Origin of the sequence: Streptomyces sp. NPDC102279, assembly GCF_044766365.1 — a bacterium.
Classification (GTDB): Bacteria; Actinomycetota; Actinomycetes; order Streptomycetales; family Streptomycetaceae; genus Streptomyces.
Window position 1 is genome coordinate 12,449 of record NZ_JBIWLU010000017.1, and the last position, 24,556, is coordinate 37,004.

At 71.0% G+C, this 24,556-nt stretch carries 22 protein-coding genes; 11 read left to right on the forward strand and 11 right to left on the reverse strand.

Annotation, left to right across the window (positions count from 1 at the left end):
• The first annotated feature begins 265 nt into the window (after positions 1-265).
• The 5 genes from ACIRQH_RS35385 (at position 266) to hemB (ending at position 6,582) form a co-directional block, all read left to right on the forward strand.
• On the forward strand, positions 266-1,024 hold the full coding sequence (locus ACIRQH_RS35385) for a redox-sensing transcriptional repressor Rex (protein WP_355880717.1): 759 nt from the start codon (positions 266-268) through the stop codon (positions 1,022-1,024).
• Positions 1,021-2,727: a glutamyl-tRNA reductase gene (locus ACIRQH_RS35390; protein ID WP_404229114.1), complete on the forward strand. Its 1,707-nt coding sequence runs from the start codon at positions 1,021-1,023 to the stop codon at positions 2,725-2,727. The genes ACIRQH_RS35385 and ACIRQH_RS35390 overlap by 4 nt, the downstream gene beginning before the upstream one ends.
• Positions 2,724-3,683, forward strand: a complete 960-nt coding sequence (hemC, locus tag ACIRQH_RS35395) for a hydroxymethylbilane synthase (protein WP_358822346.1) — start codon at positions 2,724-2,726, stop codon at positions 3,681-3,683. Before ACIRQH_RS35390 ends, hemC begins: the two co-directional genes overlap by 4 nt.
• Positions 3,680-5,383, forward strand: coding sequence for a bifunctional uroporphyrinogen-III C-methyltransferase/uroporphyrinogen-III synthase (locus ACIRQH_RS35400; RefSeq protein ID WP_358822347.1), 1,704 nt, complete (start codon positions 3,680-3,682; stop codon positions 5,381-5,383). Before hemC ends, ACIRQH_RS35400 begins: the two co-directional genes overlap by 4 nt.
• A 206-nt stretch (positions 5,384-5,589) precedes the next feature.
• Positions 5,590-6,582 (forward strand): porphobilinogen synthase, encoded by a 993-nt coding sequence (hemB, locus tag ACIRQH_RS35405; protein WP_358822462.1) that lies wholly within the window; start codon positions 5,590-5,592, stop codon positions 6,580-6,582.
• Position 6,583: 1 nt separating this feature from the next.
• Here hemB and ACIRQH_RS35410 read toward each other — a convergent pair whose 3' ends face one another.
• The 4 genes from ACIRQH_RS35410 to ACIRQH_RS35425 form a co-directional block, all read right to left on the reverse strand.
• A complete protein-coding gene (locus ACIRQH_RS35410) occupies positions 6,584-6,976 on the reverse strand; it encodes a hypothetical protein (protein WP_358822463.1) in 393 nt (130 codons plus the stop codon).
• Positions 6,969-7,811, reverse strand: a complete 843-nt coding sequence (locus ACIRQH_RS35415) for a heavy metal-binding domain-containing protein (protein ID WP_358822464.1) — start codon at positions 7,809-7,811, stop codon at positions 6,969-6,971. Before ACIRQH_RS35415 ends, ACIRQH_RS35410 begins: the two co-directional genes overlap by 8 nt.
• A gap of 1 nt (position 7,812) precedes the next feature.
• Positions 7,813-8,697, reverse strand: a complete 885-nt coding sequence (locus ACIRQH_RS35420; RefSeq protein WP_358822465.1) for a heavy metal-binding domain-containing protein — start codon at positions 8,695-8,697, stop codon at positions 7,813-7,815.
• A 147-nt stretch (positions 8,698-8,844) separates the two neighbouring features.
• Positions 8,845-9,570: a DUF4232 domain-containing protein gene (locus tag ACIRQH_RS35425; RefSeq protein ID WP_388874548.1), complete on the reverse strand. Its 726-nt coding sequence runs from the start codon at positions 9,568-9,570 to the stop codon at positions 8,845-8,847.
• Positions 9,571-9,780: 210 nt separating this feature from the next.
• On the opposite strand from ACIRQH_RS35425, the gene ACIRQH_RS35430 reads away from it, so the two are divergent.
• The 3 genes from ACIRQH_RS35430 (at position 9,781) to ACIRQH_RS35440 (ending at position 13,513) form a co-directional block, all read left to right on the forward strand.
• The gene (locus ACIRQH_RS35430) at positions 9,781-11,121 is read left to right on the forward strand and encodes a helix-turn-helix domain-containing protein (RefSeq protein ID WP_388874551.1); all 1,341 of its coding nucleotides are present in this window, start codon (positions 9,781-9,783) and stop codon (positions 11,119-11,121) included.
• Between the two features lie 73 nt (positions 11,122-11,194).
• Complete coding sequence (locus tag ACIRQH_RS35435) at positions 11,195-12,097, forward strand: SAM-dependent methyltransferase (protein WP_358822468.1); 903 nt, start codon at positions 11,195-11,197, stop codon at positions 12,095-12,097.
• Between the two features lie 207 nt (positions 12,098-12,304).
• Positions 12,305-13,513, forward strand: a complete 1,209-nt coding sequence (locus ACIRQH_RS35440; protein WP_404229122.1) for a PLP-dependent aminotransferase family protein — start codon at positions 12,305-12,307, stop codon at positions 13,511-13,513.
• 39 nt (positions 13,514-13,552) lie between these two features.
• On the opposite strand, the gene ACIRQH_RS35445 is transcribed toward ACIRQH_RS35440, so the two are convergent.
• The 3 genes from ACIRQH_RS35445 to ACIRQH_RS35455 are packed head-to-tail and all read right to left on the reverse strand — an operon-like array spanning position 13,553 to position 15,487.
• Positions 13,553-14,431, reverse strand: a complete 879-nt coding sequence (locus ACIRQH_RS35445) for a DUF4253 domain-containing protein (RefSeq protein ID WP_404229124.1) — start codon at positions 14,429-14,431, stop codon at positions 13,553-13,555.
• Between the two features lie 46 nt (positions 14,432-14,477).
• Positions 14,478-14,666, reverse strand: coding sequence for a DUF397 domain-containing protein (locus ACIRQH_RS35450; RefSeq protein ID WP_388874560.1), 189 nt, complete (start codon positions 14,664-14,666; stop codon positions 14,478-14,480).
• A complete protein-coding gene (locus ACIRQH_RS35455; protein WP_404229127.1) occupies positions 14,663-15,487 on the reverse strand; it encodes a Scr1 family TA system antitoxin-like transcriptional regulator in 825 nt (274 codons plus the stop codon). Before ACIRQH_RS35455 ends, ACIRQH_RS35450 begins: the two co-directional genes overlap by 4 nt.
• Positions 15,488-15,587: 100 nt before the next feature.
• Between ACIRQH_RS35455 and ACIRQH_RS35460 the strand changes: the two genes are divergently transcribed.
• Complete coding sequence (locus ACIRQH_RS35460; protein ID WP_404229130.1) at positions 15,588-16,034, forward strand: ATP-binding protein; 447 nt, start codon at positions 15,588-15,590, stop codon at positions 16,032-16,034.
• 87 nt (positions 16,035-16,121) lie between these two features.
• Positions 16,122-17,069, forward strand: a complete 948-nt coding sequence (locus ACIRQH_RS35465; protein WP_388934007.1) for a hypothetical protein — start codon at positions 16,122-16,124, stop codon at positions 17,067-17,069.
• 76 nt (positions 17,070-17,145) lie between these two features.
• Here the strand turns inward: ACIRQH_RS35465 and argS are convergent, their stop codons facing one another.
• Positions 17,146-18,915: an arginine--tRNA ligase gene (gene argS / locus ACIRQH_RS35470; RefSeq protein WP_358822475.1), complete on the reverse strand. Its 1,770-nt coding sequence runs from the start codon at positions 18,913-18,915 to the stop codon at positions 17,146-17,148.
• 145 nt (positions 18,916-19,060) lie between these two features.
• Between argS and lysS the strand changes: the two genes are divergently transcribed.
• A complete protein-coding gene (lysS, locus tag ACIRQH_RS35475) occupies positions 19,061-20,803 on the forward strand; it encodes a lysine--tRNA ligase (RefSeq protein ID WP_388874831.1) in 1,743 nt (580 codons plus the stop codon).
• A gap of 73 nt (positions 20,804-20,876) precedes the next feature.
• On the opposite strand, the gene ACIRQH_RS35480 is transcribed toward lysS, so the two are convergent.
• The 3 genes from ACIRQH_RS35480 to ACIRQH_RS35490 form a co-directional block, all read right to left on the reverse strand.
• Positions 20,877-22,238 carry a DUF2637 domain-containing protein gene (locus tag ACIRQH_RS35480; protein WP_404229133.1) on the reverse strand — a complete coding sequence of 454 codons (1,362 nt, stop codon included), beginning with the start codon at positions 22,236-22,238 and terminating at the stop codon, positions 20,877-20,879.
• A gap of 190 nt (positions 22,239-22,428) precedes the next feature.
• Entirely contained in the window at positions 22,429-23,349 is a 921-nt protein-coding gene (locus ACIRQH_RS35485) for a DUF3558 family protein (protein ID WP_388874578.1), read from the reverse strand.
• A 147-nt stretch (positions 23,350-23,496) separates the two neighbouring features.
• Positions 23,497-24,357: a DUF3558 domain-containing protein gene (locus ACIRQH_RS35490; protein WP_404229136.1), complete on the reverse strand. Its 861-nt coding sequence runs from the start codon at positions 24,355-24,357 to the stop codon at positions 23,497-23,499.
• Between the last annotated feature and the right edge of the window lie 199 nt (positions 24,358-24,556).

Sequence of the window (24,556 nt, forward strand, 5' to 3'; positions counted from 1 at the left end):
AGTCGCCTAGGATCGACGGCGGATTGGTCTCGGGGGCGGGATTCGTTGAGGAGTGTGTGCGGTTTTGCCCCCTTCAGGAGCGGAACGAAGCTGTCCACGCGCTGGTTCCATAGGCGTGCGCCGGACATGCGTGACCCCGGTCACGTTGGCCGGGCAAATCGGACACCATCTTTGTGCACGCGTTCACAAAGACATAGCCTGCATTCGACGGGGCGGTCTAGGTACGTGTGACCGCCTGCAGCCCCGCTCTACCCGCAGGAGCACCGTGGCAACTGGCCGAACTCACCGACCGGCGACCCGCAGCCGAGGGATTCCCGAGGCCACCGTCGCCCGGCTTCCGCTGTACCTCCGAGCCCTCACCGCACTGTCGGAACGCTCGGTACCCACGGTCTCCTCGGAGGAGCTCGCGGCCGCGGCGGGGGTCAACTCCGCGAAGCTGCGCAAGGACTTCTCCTACCTCGGCTCCTACGGGACGCGCGGTGTGGGCTACGACGTCGAGTATCTCGTGTATCAGATCTCCCGCGAACTGGGCCTGACCCAGGACTGGCCGGTTGTGATCGTCGGTATCGGTAACCTCGGTGCGGCACTGGCCAATTACGGAGGGTTCGCCTCCCGCGGATTCCGTGTCGCGGCGCTCATAGACGCGGACCCGGCGATGGCCGGAAAGCCCGTCGCCGGAATCCCGGTCCAGCACACGGACGAGCTGGAAAAGATCATCGACGAGAACGGTGTCTCGATCGGTGTCATCGCCACTCCGGCCGGAGCCGCCCAGCAGGTCTGCGACCGCCTGGTGGCCGCCGGAGTCACCTCCATCCTGAACTTCGCGCCGACCGTCCTGACCGTTCCGGACGGCGTCGACGTGCGCAAGGTCGACCTCTCCATCGAGCTGCAGATCCTCGCGTTCCACGAGCAGCGCAAGGCCGGCGAGGAGGCCGAGGCTCAGGCCGGTGCCGCCGCCCGGGCCGCGCGCGAGAACGACGGCGAGGGACCCGACGGGGACGTTCCCGCGGTGATGCCGGCATGAGTCTCCTCGTCGTCGGGCTGAGCCACCGCAGCGCCCCGGTCAGCGTTCTGGAGCGGGCCGCGCTGTCCGCGGACGCCCAGGTCAAGCTGCTGCAGGACACCCTCGCCGCCGAGCCGGCCACCGAGGGCGCCGTCCTCGCCACCTGCAACCGCATCGAGCTGTACGCCGACGTGGACAAGTTCCACGCGGGTGTCGCGGAGCTGTCCACCCTGCTCGCCCAGCACAGCGGCGTCGGGCTGGAGGAGCTCACCCCCCACCTGTACGTGCACTACGAGGACCGGGCCGTCCACCACCTCTTCGCGGTGGCCTGCGGTCTGGACTCGATGGTCGTCGGCGAGGGCCAGATCCTCGGCCAGATCAAGGACGCGCTCGCCACCGCGCAGGAACTGCACACGGCGGGCCGTCTCCTGAACGACCTGTTCCAGCAGGCCCTGCGGGTCGGCAAGCGCGCCCACTCCGAGACCGGCATCGACCGGGCCGGACAGTCCCTGGTCACTTTCGGCCTGGAGCAGCTGTCCGCCGGCCGGGCCGTCGAGGCCTGGGCCAAGGGCAAGAAGGCCCTCGTGATCGGCGCGGGCTCGATGTCCTCGCTGGCCGCGGCGACGCTCGCGCGCGCCGGAGTCGCCGAGATCGTGATCGCCAACCGCACCCACGACCGCGCCGAGCGCCTCGCCGAGATCCTCTCCGGCGGCGACGACACGGACGTGCTGGCCCGCGCGGTACCGATGGACGCGGTGCCGGCCGAGCTGACACGTGCCGACATCGCCGTCTCCTGCACGGGCGCGACCGGGCTGGTGCTGAGCGCCGACTCCGTCGCGGCCGCCGTCGAGGGACGGACCGGCAGCCCCGTCGCCGTCCGCGACGAGACGCCCGCCGGGCCCGACGGACAGCTCGCCCCCACCAGCATCGGCACCGACGACGGCTGTCCCCTGGACCTGTCCGCCGTCCAGGGCGCGACCGGCTTCTCCGTCATGGGTGAGGCCGCCGTCGCCGGTATGGACGCGGCCACCCTGGAGCAGCACGCCGTCTGGGTGGACAAGGGCACCGGGACCGACGAGCGCCGCGACAACCGCGGTACGCCCGACGCCGACGCCGAGCTGATCACCGCGCTGGCCGCCACGGCCTCGACGGTCGGCCGTATCCCCGAGCGCCGCAGGCCGGAGCCCGTCGCCAGGGTGCCGCGCCCCGCGCCGGTGCTCGCGCTGCTGGACCTCGCGATGCCCCGGGACATCGACGCCGCCGTGCAGCGGCTGCTCGGTGTGCGCCTCGTCGACATCGAGTCGCTGGCCGAGGCCTCCGCCGACGCGCCGATGGCCGCCGACGTGGACCAGGTCCGCCGGATCGTCTCCGACGAGGTCGCCGCGTTCGGCGCGGCGCAGCGGGCCGCGCACATCACCCCCACCGTCGTGGCGCTGCGCGCCATGGCAGCCGACGTCGTCGCGAACGAGATCGCGCGGCTGGACGGACGGCTGCCGGACCTCGACGACAAGCAGCGCGGCGAGATCGGTCAGACCGTGCGCCGCGTCGTCGACAAGCTGCTGCACGCTCCGACCGTACGGGTCAAGCAACTCGCCGCCGAACCCGGCGGTGCCGGGTACGCGGACGCGCTGCGGACCCTGTTCGACCTGGACCCGGAGACGGTCGCCGCCGTCTCGCGGGCCGAGAACAACACCGAGAACGCCAAGAACCGAGGGCGAGCATGAGTGAGCAGGCTTTGAGGCTCGGGACCAGGCGCAGCAAACTCGCCATGGCCCAGTCCGGGCAGGTGGCGGATGCCGTGAGCCAGGTGACGGGACGGCCCGTCGAGCTCGTTGAGATCACGACGTACGGCGACGTTTCCCGCGAACACCTGGCCCAGATCGGCGGTACGGGCGTCTTCGTGACCGCCCTGCGCGAGGCACTGGTGCGCGGGGAGGTCGACTTCGCCGTGCACTCCCTCAAGGATCTGCCGACCGCGCAGCCCGAGGACCTCGCGCTGGCCGCCGTGCCGGTGCGCGAGGACGTGCGGGACGTGCTCGTCGCCCGCGACGGGCTGACCTTCGCGGAGCTGCCGGACGGCGCCCGTGTGGGCACCGGTTCGCCGCGCCGCATGGCCCAGCTGAACGCGTACGCGCGCAGCCATGGCCTGACGATCGAGACGGTCGCCATCCGCGGGAACATCGACACCCGCGTCGGATTCGTCCGCAGCGGGGAGCTCGACGCCGTCGTGCTCGCCGCGGCCGGACTGAAGCGGATCGGCCGTATCGACGAGGTCACCGACTTCTTGTCGGTCGACACCGTTCTACCTGCCCCCGGCCAGGGGGCTTTGGCGATCGAGTGTGCCGCGGACAACGCGGACCTCGTCGCCGCGCTCGGAGAGCTCGACGACCCGCTCACGCGGGCCGCCGTGACCGCCGAGCGATCTCTGCTTGCCGCCCTGGAGGCCGGCTGCAGCGCACCTGTGGGCGCGTTCGCCGACCTCCTGGCCGACGGGCAGACTGTCAAGGAGATGCGCCTGCGCGGCGTCGTCGGCACGACCGACGGCTCGACGCTGGTGCAGCTGTCCACCACCGGTCCCGTGCCCGAGACACATGACCAAGCAATGGCGCTCGGCCGTGAACTCGCCGCCGAGATGCTTGCCAAGGGCGCGGCCGGTCTGATGGGGGAGCGAGCACTGTGAGCCCCACCAACCTTCCCGCCGGTCCCGTTCACGGGCACGTCACCTTCCTGGGTGCCGGACCCGGAGATCCAGGGCTGCTGACACTGCGCGCCGTCGAGGCGCTGGCGAACGCGGACGTCCTCGTCGCCGAGGACGACGTGCTCGACGTGGTGCGCGTACACGCCAGACAAGGCGTCGCTGTTCTGAACACGGATCCGGACACTTCGCCGGATACGTACCGGAACACAGGCACGCCTCAGCTGACGGTTGTTGACGGCACGTCAACAACCGTTGGTGACCCCGCGTCGAGGGATGCCGCCAATCTTGTCATGACGGCCGCACGGGGCGGCAAGCGGGTCGTACGCGCGGTGCCCGGGGACCCGGGACTTGATACGTACGCCGCCGAGGAAATGCTCGCCTGCGCCGCCGCGGGTGTTCCGTTCGAGGTCGTGCCCGGCATCGCCGCCGCCGTCGGGGTGCCCGCGTACGCGGGTGTTCCGCTGCGGGACGCGCAGGGCGCGGACGTCCGGTTCGTCGACGCGCGGACCGCCTCCGACCGTTGCTGGAGCGAGGTCGGCGCCTCCGACGGCACCGTCGTCGTGTCGTCGACGCTCGACTCGGTGGCCGCGGCAGCGGGCGAGCTGGTGGCCTCCGGCCGCAAGCCCGACACCCCGATGTCGGTGACGATCGCCGGTACGACGACCCGTCAGCGCACCTGGTCGGCCACCCTCGGCACGATCGCGCAGACGCTGAAGCAGGCGAAGGTGCTGCCGTCCCCGGACGGTGGCCGCCCGGTGATAGCCGTGGTCGGTGAGCGTTCCTCCGCCGCCCAGCGCGACCAGTTGTCGTGGTTCGAGTCCAAGCCGCTGTTCGGCTGGAAGGTCCTCGTGCCGCGGACGAAGGAGCAGGCGGCGTCGCTCTCCGACCAGTTGCGGTCCTACGGTGCCGTGCCGCACGAGGTTCCGACGATCGCCGTCGAACCGCCGCGCACGCCCCAGCAGATGGAGCGCGCGGTCAAGGGCCTGGTCACGGGCCGCTACGAGTGGATCGCCTTTACCTCGGTGAACGCGGTCAAGGCCGTGCGCGAGAAGTTCGAGGAGTACGGGCTCGACGCCCGTGCCTTCGCGGGCATCAAGGTCGCCGCGGTCGGCGAGCAGACCGCGACGGCGCTCATCGCCTTCGGCGTGAAGCCGGACCTGGTGCCGAGCGGTGAGCAGTCCGCCGCCGGTCTCCTGGAGGACTGGCCGCCCTACGACCCGGTCTTCGACCCGATCGACCGGGTGTTCCTGCCGCGTGCCGACATCGCCACCGAGACGCTGGTGGCCGGGCTCATCGAGCTGGGCTGGGAGGTCGACGACGTCACGGCGTACCGCACCGTGCGTGCCTCGCCGCCGCCGTCCGACACCCGTGAGGCGATCAAGGGCGGCGGTTTCGACGCGGTGCTGTTCACCTCGTCGTCGACCGTGCGGAACCTGGTCGGTATCGCGGGCAAGCCGCACAACGTGACGGTGATCGCCTGTATCGGTCCCGCCACGGCCAAGACGGCCGAGGAGCACGGGCTGCGGGTCGACGTGATGGCTCCCGAGCCGTCCGTGCACAAGCTGGCCGAGGCCCTGGCCGACTTCGGGCTTCGTCGGCGGGCCGCCGCGCTGGACGCGGGGGACCCTGTCACCCGGCCCAGTGAGCGCCGGCCCGGGTCTCGGCGTCGCCGGACCACCTGACGCCGGTGGGGGCGGGGGAGGCGGGTTTCCGCCTCCCCCGCCCCTTCCCGTCCCGGACCCGGGGGCGCTGCCCCCGGACCCACGCGCCTCGAACGCCGGAGGGGCTGGATGGTTCGCCGGAGGGGCTGGATTCGGGGTCGATCCACGCCCTGGCCCCGACACAGCGTCGGTATGGGTGCCCTTGTGGCGGGCGTAGCGTAGATGTCATGACGAAGTACGGATCCTTCCCCGGTACGCGTCCCCGGCGGCTGCGTACCACGCCCGCCATGCGCCGGATGGTCGCCGAGACCCGGCTGCACCCCGCCGATCTCATCCTCCCCGCGTTCGTGCGCGAGGGTGTCGGCGAGCCGGTGCCGATCGCCGCGATGCCCGGAGTCGTGCAGCACACCCGGGACAGCCTGCGGAAGGCCGCCGTGGAGGCGCTGGAGGCCGGGGTCTCCGGGATCATGCTGTTCGGCGTTCCCGAGGACGCCAAGAAGGACGCTGTCGGGACGCCCGGCACGGACCCGGACGGCATCCTCCAGGTCGCCCTGCGCGACGTCCGCGCCGAGGTCGGCGACGAACTGCTCGTGATGTCCGACCTGTGCCTCGACGAGACGACCGACCACGGGCACTGCGGTGTGCTGGACGAGCAGGGCCGGGTCGACAACGACGCCACCCTGGAGCGGTACGCCGAGATGGCCCAGGTGCAGGCCGACGCGGGCGCCCACATCGTGGGCCCCAGCGGGATGATGGACGGCCAGATCGGCGTCGTCCGGGACGCCCTCGACCAGATCGGCCGCGAGGACGTAGCCATCCTCGCCTACACCGTCAAGTACTCCTCCGCCTTCTACGGCCCCTTCCGGGAGGCCGTCGGCTCCTCGCTCAAGGGCGACCGCAAGACGTACCAGCAGGACCCGGCCAACGCGCGGGAGTCGCTGCGGGAGTTGGCGCTCGACCTGGAGGAGGGCGCCGACATGGTGATGGTCAAGCCCGCCGGTCCCTACCTCGACATCCTCACCCGGGTCGCCGACGCGTCGGACGTGCCGGTCGTCGCCTACCAGATCTCCGGCGAGTACTCGATGATCGAGGCCGCCGCGGAGAAGGGCTGGATCGACCGGGACAAGGCGATCCTGGAGTCCCTCGCCGGCATCAAGCGGGCCGGCGCGCAGAACATCCTCACGTACTGGGCGACCGAGGTGGCGCGGAACCTGCGCTAGGTCAGGTCAGGAACCGTTCGACGGCCGCGCGGGCGCGAGCGTTCGAGGCCGCGGCGTCGGCCAGCGAACGGGCCAGTAGGTCGATCCACTCGTCCAGGGCCACCGGGCGCCGCGAGAGCACGATGCCCCGCACCTCGTGGAGGATCTCCCCGGTCACCCGGCCCCGGTCGGTCCGCAGGGCGAGCCGTTGGTCCCCGAGCGCGACGTGCAGCTCGGCGACCGTGCCCGCGCGCCCGGCCAGCCGGTCCGCGACGGAACGCCTGCGCCCCACCCGCACGGCGCCGGGCGGCAGCGAGTCGGCGAGGTTCTCCGTCAGGACCCGGGCGTACAGGTTCAGGTCCGCGCTGTCCCGGCGCAGGGCGGCGGCGAGGAGTTCGACATCAGGGTCAGCCATCGAGGCTCAGCACCATCGTCGGCCGTTCGATGACGTGGTCGTCGCGGAGCGGGCGCACCGCTGTGCCGATGGCGAAGAACTCCGTGGTGTGCGATCCCCAGGTGTGCGCGTGCTGCGTGAGCCGGACCGCCACGATCCCCTCGGCCTCCAGTGCCTGCCCCTCCGCCTGCATGCGGCTCATCGCCAACTCGCGTGCGTCGTAGAGGGCCTGGGTGAACTGTTCGATCTCGACGTTGCGGCCGGTGGTGTTGAGCACCTGGCCGAAGCGCTGGTGGGCCACGTGGTAGACGCACGACCCCATGACCATGTCCAGCGGCGCGTAGCCGGCCCGGATCAGGGTCCAGAAATCCTGGCCCGACAGGTCCGAGGTGAAGGGCCTGCCCTTGTTGTTGAGCCAGGTCCCGCCCGGCCCCGGGTCCGCGCCGTCGGCCTTCACCGCCGTGCCGACCGCGATGAACTCGGCGATGTCCGAGCCGAACTCCTTGAACTCGATGTCCAGCCGGACACCCACGACGCCGTCCGCCCCGAGCGCGGCGGCCTCGGCCTCCATCCGGCTCATCGCCAGCTCACGCGCGCTGTACATCGCCTGGGACAGCTTCGTCAGTTCCTGGTTGCTCGACCACCGGCCGAGCTGGAGACCCACGTGGTAGACCGAGCAGCCGAGGACCAGCCCGAGCGGACGGAAGCCGGCCTCGCGGACCAGCAGGAACTCGTTGACCGTCAGGTCCGAGGTGAAGAGGGAGCCCTTCTCCCCGGGGGTGAGCTGGGCGAGTCGCCGCATCGCATCCTCGGGCACGCCCTCGGGGGCCGGTCGCCGCTCTGTTCGGTCGGTCATGTCAGCGCTCGCGCTCCAGTCTCATGATGGTCAGGGGCCGTGGTCCGGCGGGTCGCCGGGAGCGGTCGAACCGGACAACGGAGGTGCCGACGAGGACCGCCTCCGCGTCGAGGTCGTGCGTGTCCCCGTACGTGGTGCACGCCCGCTCGCGCACCTCCAGGTCCATCCCGTCCACGACCACCCCGTCCCCGCCCTGTTTCCGGGCGTCCAGGGCCAGTTGGTTCCGGGCCTCCCGGCGGACGTGGCCGATCAGCCGGGTGTAGCCGTCGACCTCCTGGTTCCCCGCGGTCCAGGAGATCGTGCGTGAGGTGCGCCAGTCGTCGTGCCGGGTGGCGAGCGCGATGCCGAAGGCGAGTCCGGCGGGAACCCAGCCGGTCCCGATCAGCTTGGCGAAGTCCTGGCCGCTCAGGTGCGAGGTGAACGGCCTGCGCGGGCGGATCCGCGAGCGGGCCCGGACGGCGGTGCCCCGTACGGTGAACTCGACGCCTCCAGCGGGGAATTGGGCGATCCGCAGACGCACCCCGACGACCCCGTCACCGGCCAGCGCGGCGCACTCGGCCACCGCCCGGGAAAGGGCCAGCCTGCGCGCCGCGTACAGCGTTCTCAGCAGCGGCGCGAACGACGAGGACCACGGTGAGGACGGGCCGCCCGCGTCGCCCGACCACGCGCCGGGGCAGCCCCAGACCCCGGTGTACGCGATGGTGTGGACGGCGGTGCCGAGTACCTGTCCGACCGGCTCGAACCCGGCGCCCTTGATCGCGGCGAACTCCTCCACCGAGAGGCCCGAGTTCCACGTGTCACCGGGTTGTCGTGGATGCGCGGAACCGTTGCCGGAAGTGCCGGCCGGACCGGCGTCCCGTCCGTGTGACTTCGGCTCCTGTGTCATCGACCTCTCGGCTCACCGTGCGGATCATCGCTTCGCCGTCCGGCAGCGTATGCCATGGGGCCGTTCGGCGAAACGGCGATCACGAGCCTCAACGGCCGTGCCCGGCAGGGTTTCTGGAGGTGTCGGGTGCGGCCGCGTGCCGGGCGCTCAGTACGAGAGCGCCGTGTCCAGGTCCTGCTGCCAGTACGTCACCGTGAGCTTCTCGTCGATGTAGACGCCCTTCGCGGGGAGGGCGGGGCGGGCGCTGCCGCCCTTGTCGCCGAAGTAGATCTCCAGGGTCTTGGCCGTGTAGCCGTGGACGCCGCTGCCGTCGGCCGCCGACAGGAGCACACCGGCGTAGCCGGACTCGCCGGGAGCGAGCGTGACGACCGCCTGCGGGTGGGTCTCCTCAGCGACCGGCGGGACGGACTGGGCCTCGCTGAAGCGGACGATCGGATAGCCCGTCAGGTCGCAGGTCTTCGAGCCCTTGTTGGTGACGGTGAGCAGCAGGTGGTTGAGCGGGCGCGAGACGACCGTCGCGGTCGTACGGGTGTTGGCGCCGACGCACGCCGGATTCCGGGTGCCGCTGCCGTTCTGGCCCGTGGAGCCACCCGCGGACCCGGTGGTGCTGCCGGTGCCCTTCGAGCCCGTGGTACTGCCGGTGCCCTTCGAACCGTTCGTCGAGCCCGTGGTGGTGCCGGTGCCCGCGGGCTTCGCCGTCGTGCCGCCACCGGTCGTCCGGTTCTGGTCGTCCGGTCGCGCCGAGGAGCGGGCCCCGGCGGACGGGCCCTCGTCGCGGACGCCGTCTCCGTTGCCGCAGGCCGTGAGGGCGAACGCGGCGAGCGCGATGGCGGGGACGGCGAGCAGACGGGTGCGGGTGGTGCGTGCGGACATGGGTGATCCCCCTGTGATGTGGCTGGTGGAACGGCCGCTCGACCGGTCGTCGGGAGCGGCGTGCTTGGATGGCAGAAGCTTGTGCGGTGATCCGTCCCGGCCGCCACACCCGGCGGGGAACACGGGACGCTGGAACGCCGATACAGGCTCTGACCTGGGAGAACGGCATCTCCCTGGAACGCGGTCCGGGACACGGGGGATGGAGGAACGGTGGCGGGGGACGAGTTCGCGGGAATGCTCCGGGAGCTGAAGGAGCGGTCCGGTCTCAGCTACGGGGCGCTCGCCAAACGGCTGCACGTCAGTACGTCCACACTGCACCGGTACGTCAACGGGGACGCGGTACCGGCGGACTACGCGCCCGTCGAGCGGCTCGCGCGGGTCTGCCGGGCCACTCCGGACGAGCTGGTGGAGCTGCACCGGCGGTGGGTCCTCGCGGACGTGCTGCGGGGGAAGAAGGCCCCGGGGCGTCCGGGAAACGGTTCGGACGCGGGAGCCGTGGACGCTGCCCCTGTTGTTCCCGGGATCGAAGCCGCGGACGCGAGCGGTGCGGCGCCCGGTGCGGGGACGAGAGGTACGGCGGACGGCGGGCCGGAGGGCGTCGGCGAGGAGGCCGGCGGTGCCGCGCCGGTGAGGCCGAGCCGGCTGCGGAACCGGCGGGCCGCGGTGCTCGCCGGGGTCGGTGCCGTCGTCGTGACGGCGGTCGTGTCCGGCGTGCTGGCCGTGCAGCTCGGGTCCGGCGGTGGTGACGACGACGCCGGGGCAGGCGCCGGGGCCGTCGAAGTCCCGTCCTCGGCGCGTCCGAGCGCAGCCGGTACGACACCCGGCGCGCGTCACGGATCGGCCTCGCCGTCCGCCTCGCGCCACCCGAGCCCCGAGCCGTCGGGTTCGCCGGTCGGCGGAGCCGTCGACGAGAACGGTGTCGTCGACGACAACGCGTCCGATGAAGGCGCCGGCGCACCGACCGTCGTCGTCGACCCGTACAAGTTCGACGACCCGTGCAGCCAGCATTACTTGGTGAACCGGCCCGCGCAGCAGGTGCCCCCGCCGCCGAACGAGTCGGACGCGCGGGGCTGGGTCACCGCGCTCGGCGGAGTCCCCGGCGGGGAGCAATTGCTCGCGCTCACCGTGCAGGGCGCCGGGAAGGCGACCGTCGTCCTGAAGGCGCTGCACGTGCGGGTGCTGGACAAGGGCGCGCCGCTCGCGTGGAACGACTACGCGATGGGCGTGGGCTGCGGCGGAGGGGTGGAGACGAAGTCGTTCATCGTGGACCTCGACGCGGGACGTCCGTCGGTCGCGCTCAAGGGCGGGCAGCGCGACTTCCCCTACAAGGTGAGCGAGTCCGATCCCGAGGTCTTCTACGTGTTCGCGGACGCGCAGGCGCACAACGTGAGCTGGTACCTGGAACTCGACTGGTCCAGCGGGACGCGGAGCGGCACCGTGCGGGTCGACGACCACGGCAAGCCGTTCCGGACCAGCGGGAACGTGGGGCGGCCCGCGTACGACTACCCGCTGGGTGGCAGCGAGTGGGGCAAGGCTGCTCCTCCGGGCTGACCGGCGCCGTCAAGTCGCCCCAGCGGCTAGGTTGTTGCCTGTTGTATGCCGCGACTCTCCAGGGAGATGTTTCATGTCCGGTGATGCCCTCAGCCAGGATCCCGCGGAGCTGAGAAGGAGGATCGACACCACCAAGGCACACCCCGCCCGGGTCTACGACGTCTTCCTCGGCGGCAAGGACAACTACCCGGTCGACCGCGACGCGGCCGCCGCCGCGCTCGCCGCGAATCCGCGGGGCTACCTCGACGTCCGGCACAACCGCGACTTCCTGCGTCGTGCCGTGACGGCGCTGACGGCGGAGAGCGGCGTCAAGCAGTTCCTCGACATCGGCACCGGGCTGCCGACCCAGGAGAACGTCCACCAGATCGCGCAGGGGATCACCCCGGACGCGCGGGTCGTGTACGTGGACAACGACCCGGTCGTCCTCGCCCACGCGCGGGCCCTGCTCACCAGCGGGCCCGAGGGGCGTACGGACTACATCGACGCGGACCTCAAGCAGCCCGGGCAGATCCTCGAACAGGCCGCCAAGACGCTGGACTTCGACGAGCCGGTCGTCCTGGTGCTGGTCGCGATCCTGCACTTCGTCGAGGACGAGGAGGCGTACCCGATCGTCCGCGGTCTGGTCGACGCCCTGCCGTCCGGCAGCCGGATCGTCCTCAGCCACCTCACCGAGGACCTGAACCCCGAGGCCATCCGCGCGGTCCAACGCACCTACACCGAACGCGGGTTCACCTTCGTGCTGCGGTCGCGGGCGGAGGTCGAGCGCTTCTTCACCGAGAACGGCCTGGTGCTGGACGAGCCCGGTGTCGTCCCGGCCCACCACTGGCGTCCCGACGGGGGGGCTCCGGCCCCGGAGAAGGCCGACGCCGACCTCCTGGCCACGCTCGACGCCATCGAGATGGTCCGTTACCGCGACATCAACGACGTGACGGACGCGGACATCAACGTGTACGTGGCGACGGGCGTCAAGCCGTAGCCGACGGACACCCAAAGCCCGACGGGCACCGGGGCGCGACGTCGCCCCGGGCCTCCGTCCGGATGCCGGAATCGACGGGTGCGGGCGGCACGCAGCCGCCTAGGGTGCGGGCACGAGCGGTCCCGGGGTGACGGGGCCGCCCGCCCGTCGTTCCCGGGAAGGCCACCGGCCCCCGCGAGGTCTCCGCCAGGACAAGGAGCCGTCATCGTGACCGTCATCGATCCCGCAGCCGCGACCGCCCCCGTGCCCCCGCTCGCCGCCCGGGCCACCGCGATCGGAGGCTCACCGGTACGGGACATCCTCGCGGTCACCGCCCGTCCCGAGGTGATCAACTTCGCGGGCGGGCTGCCCGCCCCGGAACTGTTCGACGCGGCCGGTATCGCCGCCGCCTACCGCGACGTCCTCGCCGAGGAGCCCGCACGGGCCCTGCAGTACTCGACGACCGAGGGCGAACCGGCGCTGCGGACGGCCCTCGCCGAGCGGACCGCGGCGCGCGGTCTGCCGACCGGGCCGGACGACGTGCTCGTCACCACCGGTTCGCAGCAGGCGCTGTCCCTGCTCGCCACGGCCCTGCTGGAGCCGGGCGACACGGTCCTCGTCGAGAGCCCCTGTTATCTGGCGGCACTTCAGGCGTTCGCCTTCGCGGGGGCCCGCGTGCTCGCCGTGCCGGGCGACGAGGACGGCATCGACCCCGAGGCGCTGGACACCCTGGTCGCCCGGGAGCGGCCGAAGCTCCTCTACACCGTGCCGACCTTCCAGAACCCGACCGGCCGCACCCTCCCCGCCGAGCGCCGCGCCGCCATCGCCCGCGTCGCCGCCACGCGCGGCCTGTGGATCGTCGAGGACGACCCCTACGGCGAACTGCGCTTCGAGGGCGGGCGCGTCCCGTGGATCGCCTCCCACGAAGGTGCCGGGGACCGGACCGTGCTCCTCGGGTCCTTCTCCAAGGTGATGGCACCCGGCCTGCGGCTGGGCTGGCTGCGGGCACCCGCGGCGCTGCGGCGGGCCTGCGCCGTCGCCAAGCAGGCCGCCGACCTGCACACCCCGACCGTCAACCAGCTCGCCGCCGCACGGTATCTGGCCGACCAGGACCTGGACGCGCACGTGGCCAAGGTCGCCGGTGTGTACCGCGAGCGGCGCGACGCCATGCTCGCCGGGATCGGCGACGCCCTCCCGGCCGGGTCGACGTGGACCCGGCCGGAGGGCGGCATGTTCCTCTGGGCCCGGCTGCCCGAGCCGTACGACACCACGGCGCTGCTCCGGCCGGTGGTGGAGCACGGGGTGGCGTACGTGCCCGGCGCGCCCTTCTACGCGGGCACCCCGGAGGCGTCGACGATGCGCCTGTGCTTCGTCACGCAGACCCCGGACGAGATCGCGGAGGGGCTGCGCAGGCTCGCCTCGGGCCTGCGCGGCTGACCCCGGCCACCCTCAACCGGGGAGTGGCGCCGGCGCCGGTCAGTCCCACCAGAAGGACCACACCGGCTTGTCCAGCACCTCCTGCTCGGCATACGTCCGCAGCGCCGTGTGACTCCCCTGCGTGATGTTGTCCGGGCAGAACGCGAAGTGCTCGGCGGCGACCGCCTCGGCCTCCGCCATGGTCGTCGGCGGCGCCGCCACGGACACCACCAACTGGTCGAAGGTCAGCGCCACCACCCGTATCCCGAAACGGTCCTCCCAGGACCGCAGGACCGCGCACAGGCGCGCCACGTCGTTCTCGTAGTTCAGCGGGCCCGTCCAGCCCAGCGCCGCCGGGATGTCCGCACTCCGGCGCGCCGGAACGAGCGCGAGCCGGGGCTCCTTCAGCCACGAGCCGCGGCCTCCGAGGACGTCCGCGATCTGTGCCGCGCGCGCGTCCGGATCGGCCTCCCGCACTCCGGCGGCGGCGAGCCCCGGCCACGCGGGGCCGTACGGCGCGACCTGCGCGTCATAGGGCTCCGGCTTGCCGAAGAGGCTCTCGACGACCTCCCGACTCGCGTAGTCCTGGGCGCCCTCCAGCTCGTCCGCCGCGTACCGCTCCCAGAAGTCGGCCAGCACCTCGTCGGCGTCGTGGTCCCCGGCGTACGACATCTCGCCGGGCATCAACTCCCAGTCCTCCGGGCCCTCCTGTGAACCACCGACCTCCAGCAGCACCGGCAGCAGGCCGAGCATGCGGGCGGGATTCGTCGCGGTCCAGGCCCCGGGAGCCGGCCGCTCCTCGGCATGCCACACCAACGGCTCGTGCCACGCCCCTTCGTGGGTCGCGTCGATCAGTCTCCCGGCGGGGAGTTCGAGCCCGAGGGTGCGCCCACTCGGGTCTGCCACCAGCCGCGGCAGCGGGTTGGGAAGAGTCGCCATGCCGGTGACTGTAGGGGCCCCCACTGACAGGGGCCGCTCCGCTCTCCTACTGGGCTGCGGTGAACGCGGCCCAGGCCTGCGGCGAGACACGGAGGTGGTGTCCGGCGGGGTTCTTGGAGTCGCGGAGGTGGACCGCGGTCACGTTGCCGAACCGGGGCCCGGAGTAGGCGACTTCGAGGCACTCGCCTTCGTCGCTGCTGTAGGTCGACTTGAACCAGTGCAGTTCGACGCTCATTGCCCTCCCAGCATGCGGTCCAACAGGCCTTTGCTGTCCTCGGTGTTGAGGGCCTGCGTCCGCAGCATCGCATATTTTTGCGAAAGGGCCGACACCTCGCCGGGGTCGGCCACGAGCTGGCTCCCGCGTTGCGTTTCGGCGTAGGCGAGACGCTGGTGATCGTCGGTCTCCAGGAGGATGAAGGGGCCGGCCAGCCCGGCGTGGGCGCGGCGGCCGAACGGCAGGATCTGCAAGGAGACCCCAGCGAGGTCGGAGTCCGCGCGCAGGTGGCGCAGTTGCTCGGCGAAGACCTCCGGGCCGCCGATGCGGTCCATCAGGACGGCTTCCCAGATGACGAAGCTGACGGTGGTGGGAGTCGGGCGGCGGAGCAGCCCCTGCCGAGCCGTGCGGGCGGCCGTCCGCCTCTCGACCTCATCCTCGCTGTACGCGGGGACGCGACTCCTGAAGACCGCGCGCGCATAGTTCTCGGTCTGGAGCGACCCGGGAAGGACCGCGTTGGCGTAGAAGCTGAGCGCGGGTGCGGTCCTTTCGAGGTCAAGGTACTCATCGACCCAGCGGGGGACGAGGTCGATCTCCGGCATGTTCTCCACGGCGACCGCCAACACCCCTTTGGTGTCCAGGAATTCGTCCAACTCGGCGGCCAAGGAGTCCTTCAGGGGGCGCCGCCCCTGTTCGATCGAGGCGATCGTCTCCTCCTGCGCGCCCACATGGCGGCTGAGGGAGGCCTGGCTGTGCCCCGCCGCTCGCCGGAGCGTGGCCAGCATGGCGCCCAGCATCTTCATCGCCGAAGCGTTCTTCTTGTAGTGGCGCCTTGGGCTCACGGTGCATCAACTCCGTTACGGGGGCGACGCATCCCGTACGGACAATCTGTACGGGATAGCACACTGCACCAGTGTGACCACGGAGGGTCACTCTTGTCCGGTGAACGAGACCATCCACCTCCCGCCCCTGCGTGAGCGCTTCTTCCGACGGGACCGGCGGGCCGTGGCCGCCGCCAGGCGGTTCGCCCACGAGACCCTTGCCGGATGGGGACTCGTCGGCACCGAACAGGCCGACGACGTGTTGCTCTGCGTCAGCGAGCTCGCGACCAACGCCCTCGTGCACGCCGTACCGCCCGGACGGCACTTTCGGGTCTTCCTGCGTTACGACGGCACCGTCCTCCGGGTGGAGGTGCACGACAGCGGGCCGGGCGTGCCCCGGATCACCGACCGGGCCGACGAGGGAGGCCGGGGACTCCTGCTGGTCGCCGCGTTCGCCGACCGCTGGGGGGTCGACGAACGGAACCCGGGCAAAGCGGTGTGGTGCGAGTTCGGCGACCGCAAGGCCCCAACACCGCTTCGGCTGAAAGAAGTTGATGGGTTGAGGTAATAGTTCGACTGCCGTGCGTGGCCCTGGTTACTTGAGAGGCGCGGGCGCTCAGCAGGGGCGCCCGCTCTCATGGAGGGGGAGGCATCCGTGCCCAGAAGCACTGGATGGAGACGCGTTCTGACCGGCGTTCTCGCCGGCCTGACCGCGACGGTCGGTCTCACCACGGCGCTGGCCGCGCCCGCCGCGGCGGCCACCACCACACCGGTCGCCGTGACCAAGTACAGCCACACCAGTCAGCCCGGGGACTACATAGGCCAGGGCGCCACCGCGTCGTACACGCCGAAGACGGCCACGATCACGGCGGGCGGCACCGCGGAGTACGTGCGCTTCCGTGCGTGGGCCGACGACACCTGGTGGGACGTCGACCTCGCCGCACCGCAGGGGGAGAAACTCCATCCCGGCGTCTACCGGAACGCCGAGCGCGCGGCGTTCCGCACAGGACGCTCACCGGGCCTCGACGTCTCCGGGGACGGGCGCGGCTGCAACGAGGTGTACGGGCAGTTCTCGGTCAACCAGATCGAGACGGACGCCGACGGCGCCATCACCCTGCTCGACGCCACCTACACCCAGCACTGCGAGAGCGCGACCGCCCCGGCCCTCACCGGTGTGGTCAAGTACCGCGCCTACCCGCTGTCCTACGCCTACACCAGTGACGCCGGGGACTACATCGGGCAGGGCCTGAGCGCCACCCACACCGGGGCCACCAGCACGTTCGGCATCCGCAAGTGGGGTGACGGCATCCAGTACGACGTGTCCGGCAAGCGCAGCTACTTCACCGCACTGCTCACGCCGCCCACCGGACGGAAGCTGGAGGCGGGGCACACCTACGAGACGCGGCGCAGCAACGACGAGACGTACGCGGGTCTCGACGTCTTCGGTGACGGCCGCGGCTGCAACAGCAGCACCGGCGAACTGACCGTCGGCAAGCTGGCGTTGAACGACGACGGCACCGTGAAGGCGTTCGCGGCGACGTTCGTCCAGCACTGCGAGGGCGGCACGCCCGCGCTGCGCGGCACGATCCACTACTACGCCTGACAGCCGGACGGCCCCGGCGGGGCGGTGATGTCACCGTCCCGCCGGGGCCGCGAGGTCCGTGCGTCCCGCCCGGCCGTCAGAGCCGCTCGGGCGTCCTGATCCCCAGCAGGGACATGCCCTGGTGGAGGGTCCGGCCCGTCAGGTCGCAGAGGAACAGGCGGTTCTCCGCGATCTCCTGGGCCGGGGCCGGCTTGATGACCGGGCACTGGTCGTAGAACGTCGTGTAGAGCGAGGCCAGCTGGTACAGGTACGCCGCCAGCTTGTGCGGCGCGTACTCCGCGGCGACCTCCTCCAACGTCTCCCCGAACCGGTCCAGGTGCAGACCCAATGCCCGCTCCGCCGGAGCCAGTTCGAGCTCCGGGTGCGCCACCGGCGTACGGTCGCCCGCCTTGCCGAAGATCGACCGGATCCGGGCGTACGCGTACTGCAGGTACACCGAGGTGTCACCGTTCAGCGAGACCATCTGGTCCAGGTCGAACTTGTAGTCCCGGACCGCGGAGGTGGACAGGTCCGCGTACTTCACGGCACCGATGCCGACGAACCGGCCGTTCTCCTCGATCTCCGGCTCGCTCAGGCCCACCTTCTCGGCCTTCTCCCGCACGACCGCCGTGGCCCGGTCGATCGCCTCGTCGAGCAGGTCGACCAGCCGCACCGTCTCGCCCTCACGGGTCTTGAACGGCTTGCCGTCCTTGCCCAGCACCGTGCCGAACGCCAGCTGGTGCGCCTTCACGTCGTCGTTCAGCCAGCCCGCCCTGCGCGCCGTCTCGAAGACCATCTTGAAGTGCAGGGACTGCCGGGCGTCCACGACGTAGATCAGGCTGTCGGCCTTCAGGTTGAAGACCCGGTCACGGATCGCGGAGAGGTCGGTGGCCGCGTACCCGTAGCCGCCGTCCGACTTCTTCACGATCAGCGGCACCGGGTTGCCGTCCGGGCCCTTCACGTCGTCGAAGAACACGCACAGCGCACCGTCCGAGCGGACCGCGACGCCCGACTCCTCCAGCAGCCGGCACGTCTCGTCCAGCATGTCGTTGTAGCCGGACTCGCCGACCACGTCCGCGTCGCGGATCTCCATGTCGAGCTTGTCGAAGACCGAGTAGAAGTAGATCTTCGACTCGTCCACGAACTTCTGCCACATGGCCAGCGTCTCCGGCTCGCCCGCCTGGAGGTCCACCACCCGGCGCCGCGCCCGCGTCTTGAACTCCTCGTCGGAGTCGAAGACCGTCCGGGCCGCCTTGTAGAGCCCGTTCAGGTTCGACATGGCCTCCTCGCCGGAGACCGCGCCGCCCTGGTGGTCCAGCTCGTGCGGGTGCTCGATCAGGTACTGGATGAGCATGCCGAACTGGGTGCCCCAGTCGCCGATGTGGTGCCGCCGCACGACGGACTCACCGGTGAACTCCAGGATCTGCACCACCGCGGCGCCGATCACCGCGGACCGCAGGTGACCGACGTGCATCTCCTTCGCCACGTTCGGCTGGGCGTAGTCGATCACCGTCGTGCCCGGGTGCTCCGCGAGCGGCACGCCGAGCCGGTCGCTGTCCGCGTACCGCTCCGCCAGGTTCCGGACGATCGCCCCGTCGGTGACCGTGATGTTCAGGAAGCCGGGCCCGGAGACCTCGATGTCCTTGATCACGTCACCCGACGCCACCTGCGCCACCACCTGCGTCGCCAGGTCGCGCGGGTTCGCCTTCGCCTTCTTCGCGAGGGCCAGGATCCCGTTGGCCTGGAAGTCGGCCCGGTCGCTTCGGCGCAGCAGCGGGTCCGCGGAACCGGCCTCCGGCAGAGCTGCCGAGAGGGCGTCCGCGAGGCGCTGGTGGACGGAAGCGGTGAGGGACGTGACCGAGGCCATGGAGTGGCTGCCGTTCTAGTCGGGTTCCAGGGTTTCTACGTACAGGAAAGCCAGTATCCCACGCGGTGAAAAGCCGTTTTCGCGGTTGCGGCGCGAGCTGGGAGAATGGTCGCGTCAGCCGTAGTGGCGTATGAGAAAGAAGGACGTGCCGATCGTGGCTCAGAGCACCGAGACCACCGACTGGGTCTCCCGTTTCGCGGACGAGGTCATCGAGGAGTCGGAGCGTCGGGCCCCGGGCAAACCTGTGGTCGTCGCGTCCGGCCTCTCCCCCTCCGGCCCGATCCACCTCGGCAACCTCCGCGAGGTCATGACCCCGCACCTGGTCGCCGACGAGATCCGCCGCCGCGGGTACACCGTGCGCCACCTGATCTCCTGGGACGACTACGACCGCTACCGCAAGGTCCCGGCCGGCATCGCGGGCATCGACGCGTCCTGGGCCGAGCACATCGGCAAGCCGCTGACCTCCGTCCCCGCCCCGGCCGGCTCGGCCCACCCGAACTGGGCCGAGCACTTCAAGGCCGCGATGACCGAGGCGCTCGCCGACCTCGGCGTCGAGTACGACGGGATCAGCCAGACCGAGCAGTACACGACGGGCGTCTACCGCGAGCAGGTGCTGTTCGCGATGAAGCACCGCGGTGACATCGACGCCATCCTTGAGCAGTACCGCACCAAGAAGGCCCCGGCCAAGAAGCAGCAGGGCCAGAAGCCCGTCGACGAGGCCGAGCTGGAGGCGGCCGAGGGCTCCGGCGCAGCCGCCGAGGACGACGGCAGCTCCACCTCGGGGTACTACCCGTACAAGCCCTACTGCGGGCGGTGCGGGACGGACCTCACCACCGTCACGTCCTACGACGACGAGACGACCGAGCTGTCGTACACCTGCGCAGCCTGCGACTTCTCCGAGACGGTGCTGCTGAGCGAGTTCAACCGCGGCAAGCTCGTCTGGAAGGTCGACTGGCCGATGCGCTGGGCCTACGAGGGCGTGATCTTCGAGCCCAGCGGCGTCGACCACTCCTCGCCCGGCTCCAGCTTCCAGGTCGGCGGACAGATCGTCGGCCTGTTCGGCGGCAAGCAGCCCATCGGCCCCATGTACGCCTTCGTCGGCATCAGCGGCATGGCCAAGATGTCCAGCAGCAAGGGCGGCGTCCCCACCGCGGCGGACGCCCTCCGGATCATGGAGCCGCAGCTGCTGCGCTGGCTGTACGCCCGCCGCCGCCCCAACCAGTCGTTCAAGATCGCCTTCGACCAGGAGATCCAGCGGCTCTACGACGAGTGGGACAAGCTCGCGGGCAAGGTCGCCGACGGCTCCGTGCTGCCCGCCGACGCCGCCGCGTACAGCCGCGCCATCGGCACCGCCGCCGGAGAGCTGCCCCGCACCCCCCGTCCGATGGCCTACCGCACCCTGGCCTCCGTCGCCGACATCACCGCCGGCGCCGAGGACCAGACCCTGCGGATCCTGAGCGAACTCGACCCGGAGAACCCGCTCGCCTCCCTCGACGAGGTGCGCCCCCGGCTCGACAAGGCCGAGACCTGGATCAACACCCAGGTTCCCGCCGAGGAGCGCACCGTCGTCCGCGACGAGCCCGACGTCGACCTCATCACGTCCCTCGACGACCAGGGCCGCGAGTCGCTGCGCCTGCTCCTCGACGGACTGGAGCGCAACTGGTCCCTGGACGGCCTCACCCACCTCGTCTACGGCGTTCCCAAGGTCCAGGCCGGCTTCCCCGCCGACGCCACGGCCAAGGAACTCCCCGCCGAGATCAAGGTCGCCCAGCGCACCTTCTTCGCGCGGCTCTACCACCTGCTCGTCGGCCGCGACACCGGCCCACGCCTGCCCACACTGCTCCTCGCGGTGGGCCAGGACCGGGTCCGCAAGCTGCTCTCCGCGTAGGACCTCCGGCGGTACGAGAGAGGGGGCGCCCGGTGATCACCGGGCGCCCCCTTCCACGTGGACCATGGCGTGGCTACGCGATGTGGTCCTCCTGCAGTTCCGCCGTGTGGCGGTTGGTGAAGCGGTTGACCATCCGCTCCGCCTCGCGCTGCGGGAGCGTGGTGCCGTACGTGGCCTCCACGTCGCCCCTGAACTGGCCCGACGTCGGGTAGCTGCCGTCTATCGACTTCTTGAAGACCAGGTAGTAGTCGTTCTCGGTCGGTTCCGTGCCGCCGCCCGCACCCATCTCACGGGTACGTCCGGGGCCGGCCGGGATCGGGAACGTGCCGGTGTCCTCCGGAGAGGGCTCCGGGGCGGGTACGGGGGCAGGGGCGGACTGCTCCTCGTACTGCTGCTGGAGCAACGCCTGCTGCTCGAACCGCTGCTGTTCCTCGTCGTACGGCTGGGGGAACACCCGCTGCCCGAACCGCTGCTGTTCCTCGTCGTACTGCCGGAACTGCCCGGCCTGCTGCTCCGCGTACCACTGCTGGTCCGCGACATCCGGGTCGAACGTCGGGTCGTAGCCGCCCTGATACGCGATGCCCTGGGGGTTGCGCGCCGAGAGCCACGGATTCTGCGACTCGGCGTACCCCTCCGCCTGTTCGGGGAACTCGCCGGCCTCGGCAGCCGGAAGCTGCTCCCGGACAGGTGCCTCGTCGCTCTGCGCGGCGGGTGCCGTCGGCTCCGGCTCGCGCGCCACCTCCAACTGCGGAGCGGGCGGCAGCAGCACCGGCTCGATGCCCGCCGCCGCGAGACCCGAGGGAGCCGTCTGGGCGAGAGGGACGCCGTAGCGCGCCAGGCGCAGCGGCATCAGCGACTCCACCGGGGCCTTGCGGCGCCAGGCGCGGCCGAAGCGGGAGTGCAGGCGGGCCTGGTAGACGAGGCGGTCCTGCTCCAGCTTGATGACCTGCTCGTAGGAGCGCAGCTCCCACAGCTTCATCCGTCGCCAGAGGAGGAAGGTCGGGACGGGGGAGAGCAGCCAGCGGGTGAGGCGGACGCCCTCCATGTGCTTGTCGGCCGTGATGTCGGCGATGCGGCCGATCGCGTGCCGGGCCGCCTCGACGGAGACCACGAACAGCACCGGGATGACGGCGTGCATGCCGACACCCAGCGGGTCCGGCCAGGCCGCCGCGCCGTTGAACGCGATCGTCGCGATCGTCAGAAGCCACGCGGTCTGACGCAGCAGGGGGAACGGGATACGGATCCAGGTCAGCAGCAGGTCCAGCGCGAGCAGGACGCAGATCCCCGCGTCGATACCGATCGGGAAGACGTACGAGAAGTTCCCGAACCCCTTCTTGATCGCGAGCTCACGGACCGCCGCGTACGAACCCGCGAAGCCGATCCCGGCGATGACGACCGCACCGGCGACGACCACACCGATGAGTATCTTGTGCATCCGAGTCAGCTGTATGGGCGCGGACACCTGTACTCCCCTCCCCTTGCGTGTTGTTGCGCGCAACAGAGTGGCACATGTGTGCGGCGTCCGGGTGCCCGGCATGGAAGGAGCCCGGGCCCCTCGGGTACCGGGCCCCGACAACTGCCCAGCTCAGAACGGAAGTTGGGCCTCCGGAACGCCTGTGGGCGGGTCAGCTCCTGGTCGCCGCGGACTTCGACGCGGACTTCGACGGGGAAGCGCTCCCGGAGTCCGCCTTCGCGTCACCCTCGGAGCCGCTCTTGTCCGCGCTCTTGGACGGCGACGCCGACTTCGAACCGGAGGAGGGCTTCGAGGACGAGCCCTTGGACGGGGACGAATCGGCCGATCCGCCGTCCTTGTTCGCCGCGGACACCGCCGCGACGGCCTCCTTCGCAGCCTTCTCGGCCGCCTTCAGCAGGTCACCGGAGTCCGGGGTCTTCTCACCCGCGAGACCGGCGCCGTTGTAGTCGACCGTGACGACCACGTTCTCCACGCGCGCCACGACCGTCTGCTGCTTGAAGGCGCCTTCCTTCTTCTTCAGGTCGTAGCGCACGGCCGTCGCCTCGTCGCCCGTCCCGGCGACCGGAGCCGACTTGGCACCCTTCGCGCCCTCGACCGCCTGCGCACCCGAGACCTGCTTCTCGAAGTACGCGTGCGCCTGCTCGTCGCCCGAGCCCCGCGCGTCCGAGTCGAAACGCAGCAGCGCCACGTTCAGCCAGCGAAACTGGGAGCCCTTCACGCCGTTGTTGTCGAGGCTGCTCCAGTTGCAGTTGCTGCGCTGAGCCGCATCGTCCGATGCGCCCTTCTTGCCGGACTTGTCGGCCTTCGGGGCAAGTTCACCCAGCGTCTTCTTCGACAGCACCGAACACGGCTGGGGAAGCGTCGCGTACGCCGCCGGCTGGACGGCCTCGGCCGTCGGGCTCGCGGACTTCTTCGCGTCCGGCGTCGCGCTCGCGCCCTTCTGGGCGTCGTCTCCGGAGCCGGAGTCCGAGGAACAGCCCGCGGCGACGAGCGCCACCGGGATTGCGGCTGCGCTGACAAGGATGCGGGTGAGTCGCGGTGCTCGGCCTACTCGCTGTACTGGTCGGTGCATGGTTCCTTCACTCGTGGCGCTCGTGGTACGGCCGCACATGGGACGAGCGACCGGTCGGGTCCGAGGGGCCACGGTACGCGGTGATCCGCCGGGCCGGTTCCCGTTCGGGCGGTTCGTGCAGGGGTGTCCGAGGGGGGTGCCGAGACGTCAGCCGTCGAGCTTTCCGGCGAGCACGTCGGCCAGTTTCCGGGCCCTGTCCTGCATTTCCTCGCTGTCGGGGACGCCTCCGGAAGCCGTCGGCTGCTCCGCGTACTCGATCGTCACGATGACGTTCGACGTGCGGAACACCACAGTCACCGTGCGCTGCCGGGCGGTCGACGAGCCAGTGCTCAGCTTGTCGTCCAGGAACGCCTGGTCCGCCAGATCGTCGAGGACGCGGGGCTGGAGCGCGGCGGGCGTCTCGGAGGGAGAACCGGAGCCGGAAGGAGTGGGCTCGGAGCCGTCTCCAGCAGTGTCCTTGCTACTGCTACTGCTACTGCCGCTGGTCTTGCCGGTGCCGCTCGGGGTGCCGGCGTCGCCGCTCGGGCTCGACGAGGCGTCGGTGCTGGAGGGGGCGGGCTCGGGAAGGTCCGCCGCCGTCTCCCGGGTGGTGTAGAGGTCCTCGGCCTTGTTGTCGTCGCTCACCGCGTTGTCGTACGACACGACCCGCTCGAAGCCGACGGAGAGGTGGTCGGTGGCGGAGGCGGACTCCACCTTCCAACTGCAGCCGTCACTCCGGTCCGTGTCGTACGTGAGCGCCGCCTCACCCTCGTACGCCGTCTCCTGCTGTGCCGGGTCGGTGAGTTGCCGGACGCCCGGCAACAGCGAGTCCAGGGTGTCGTGATCGACCGCTCCGCACGCCTCCGGGAGGGTGCGGTACTTGCCCGGCTGGGCCGCGACGGCCGTCGTGCCGGTGTCGCCGCCCTTGGAGTCGATCGGCGAACCCCCGTCGTCCGAAGCGCCGCTGCAGCCCGCCAGCAAGGCCGCGAGGAGCACGGCGGCGCCGGGTACGTACGCCTTCCGCTGCACGGTCAGGCTCCTCTCGACGGTTCCCCGGCGCGCTTCCGCCCGGGTGTCCTGTGGTTATTCGGTTGCCGCACAGGGGCGACCCCTGGAGACAATGTGTATCGCACGCACAGCCGTGGACGCCGGTCCGTTGTCCTATACGTCGACCAAGGCGCCGGTTTTGCGATTTAAGACTTCTGTTGGTTTCCGGGGGATTGAGGGC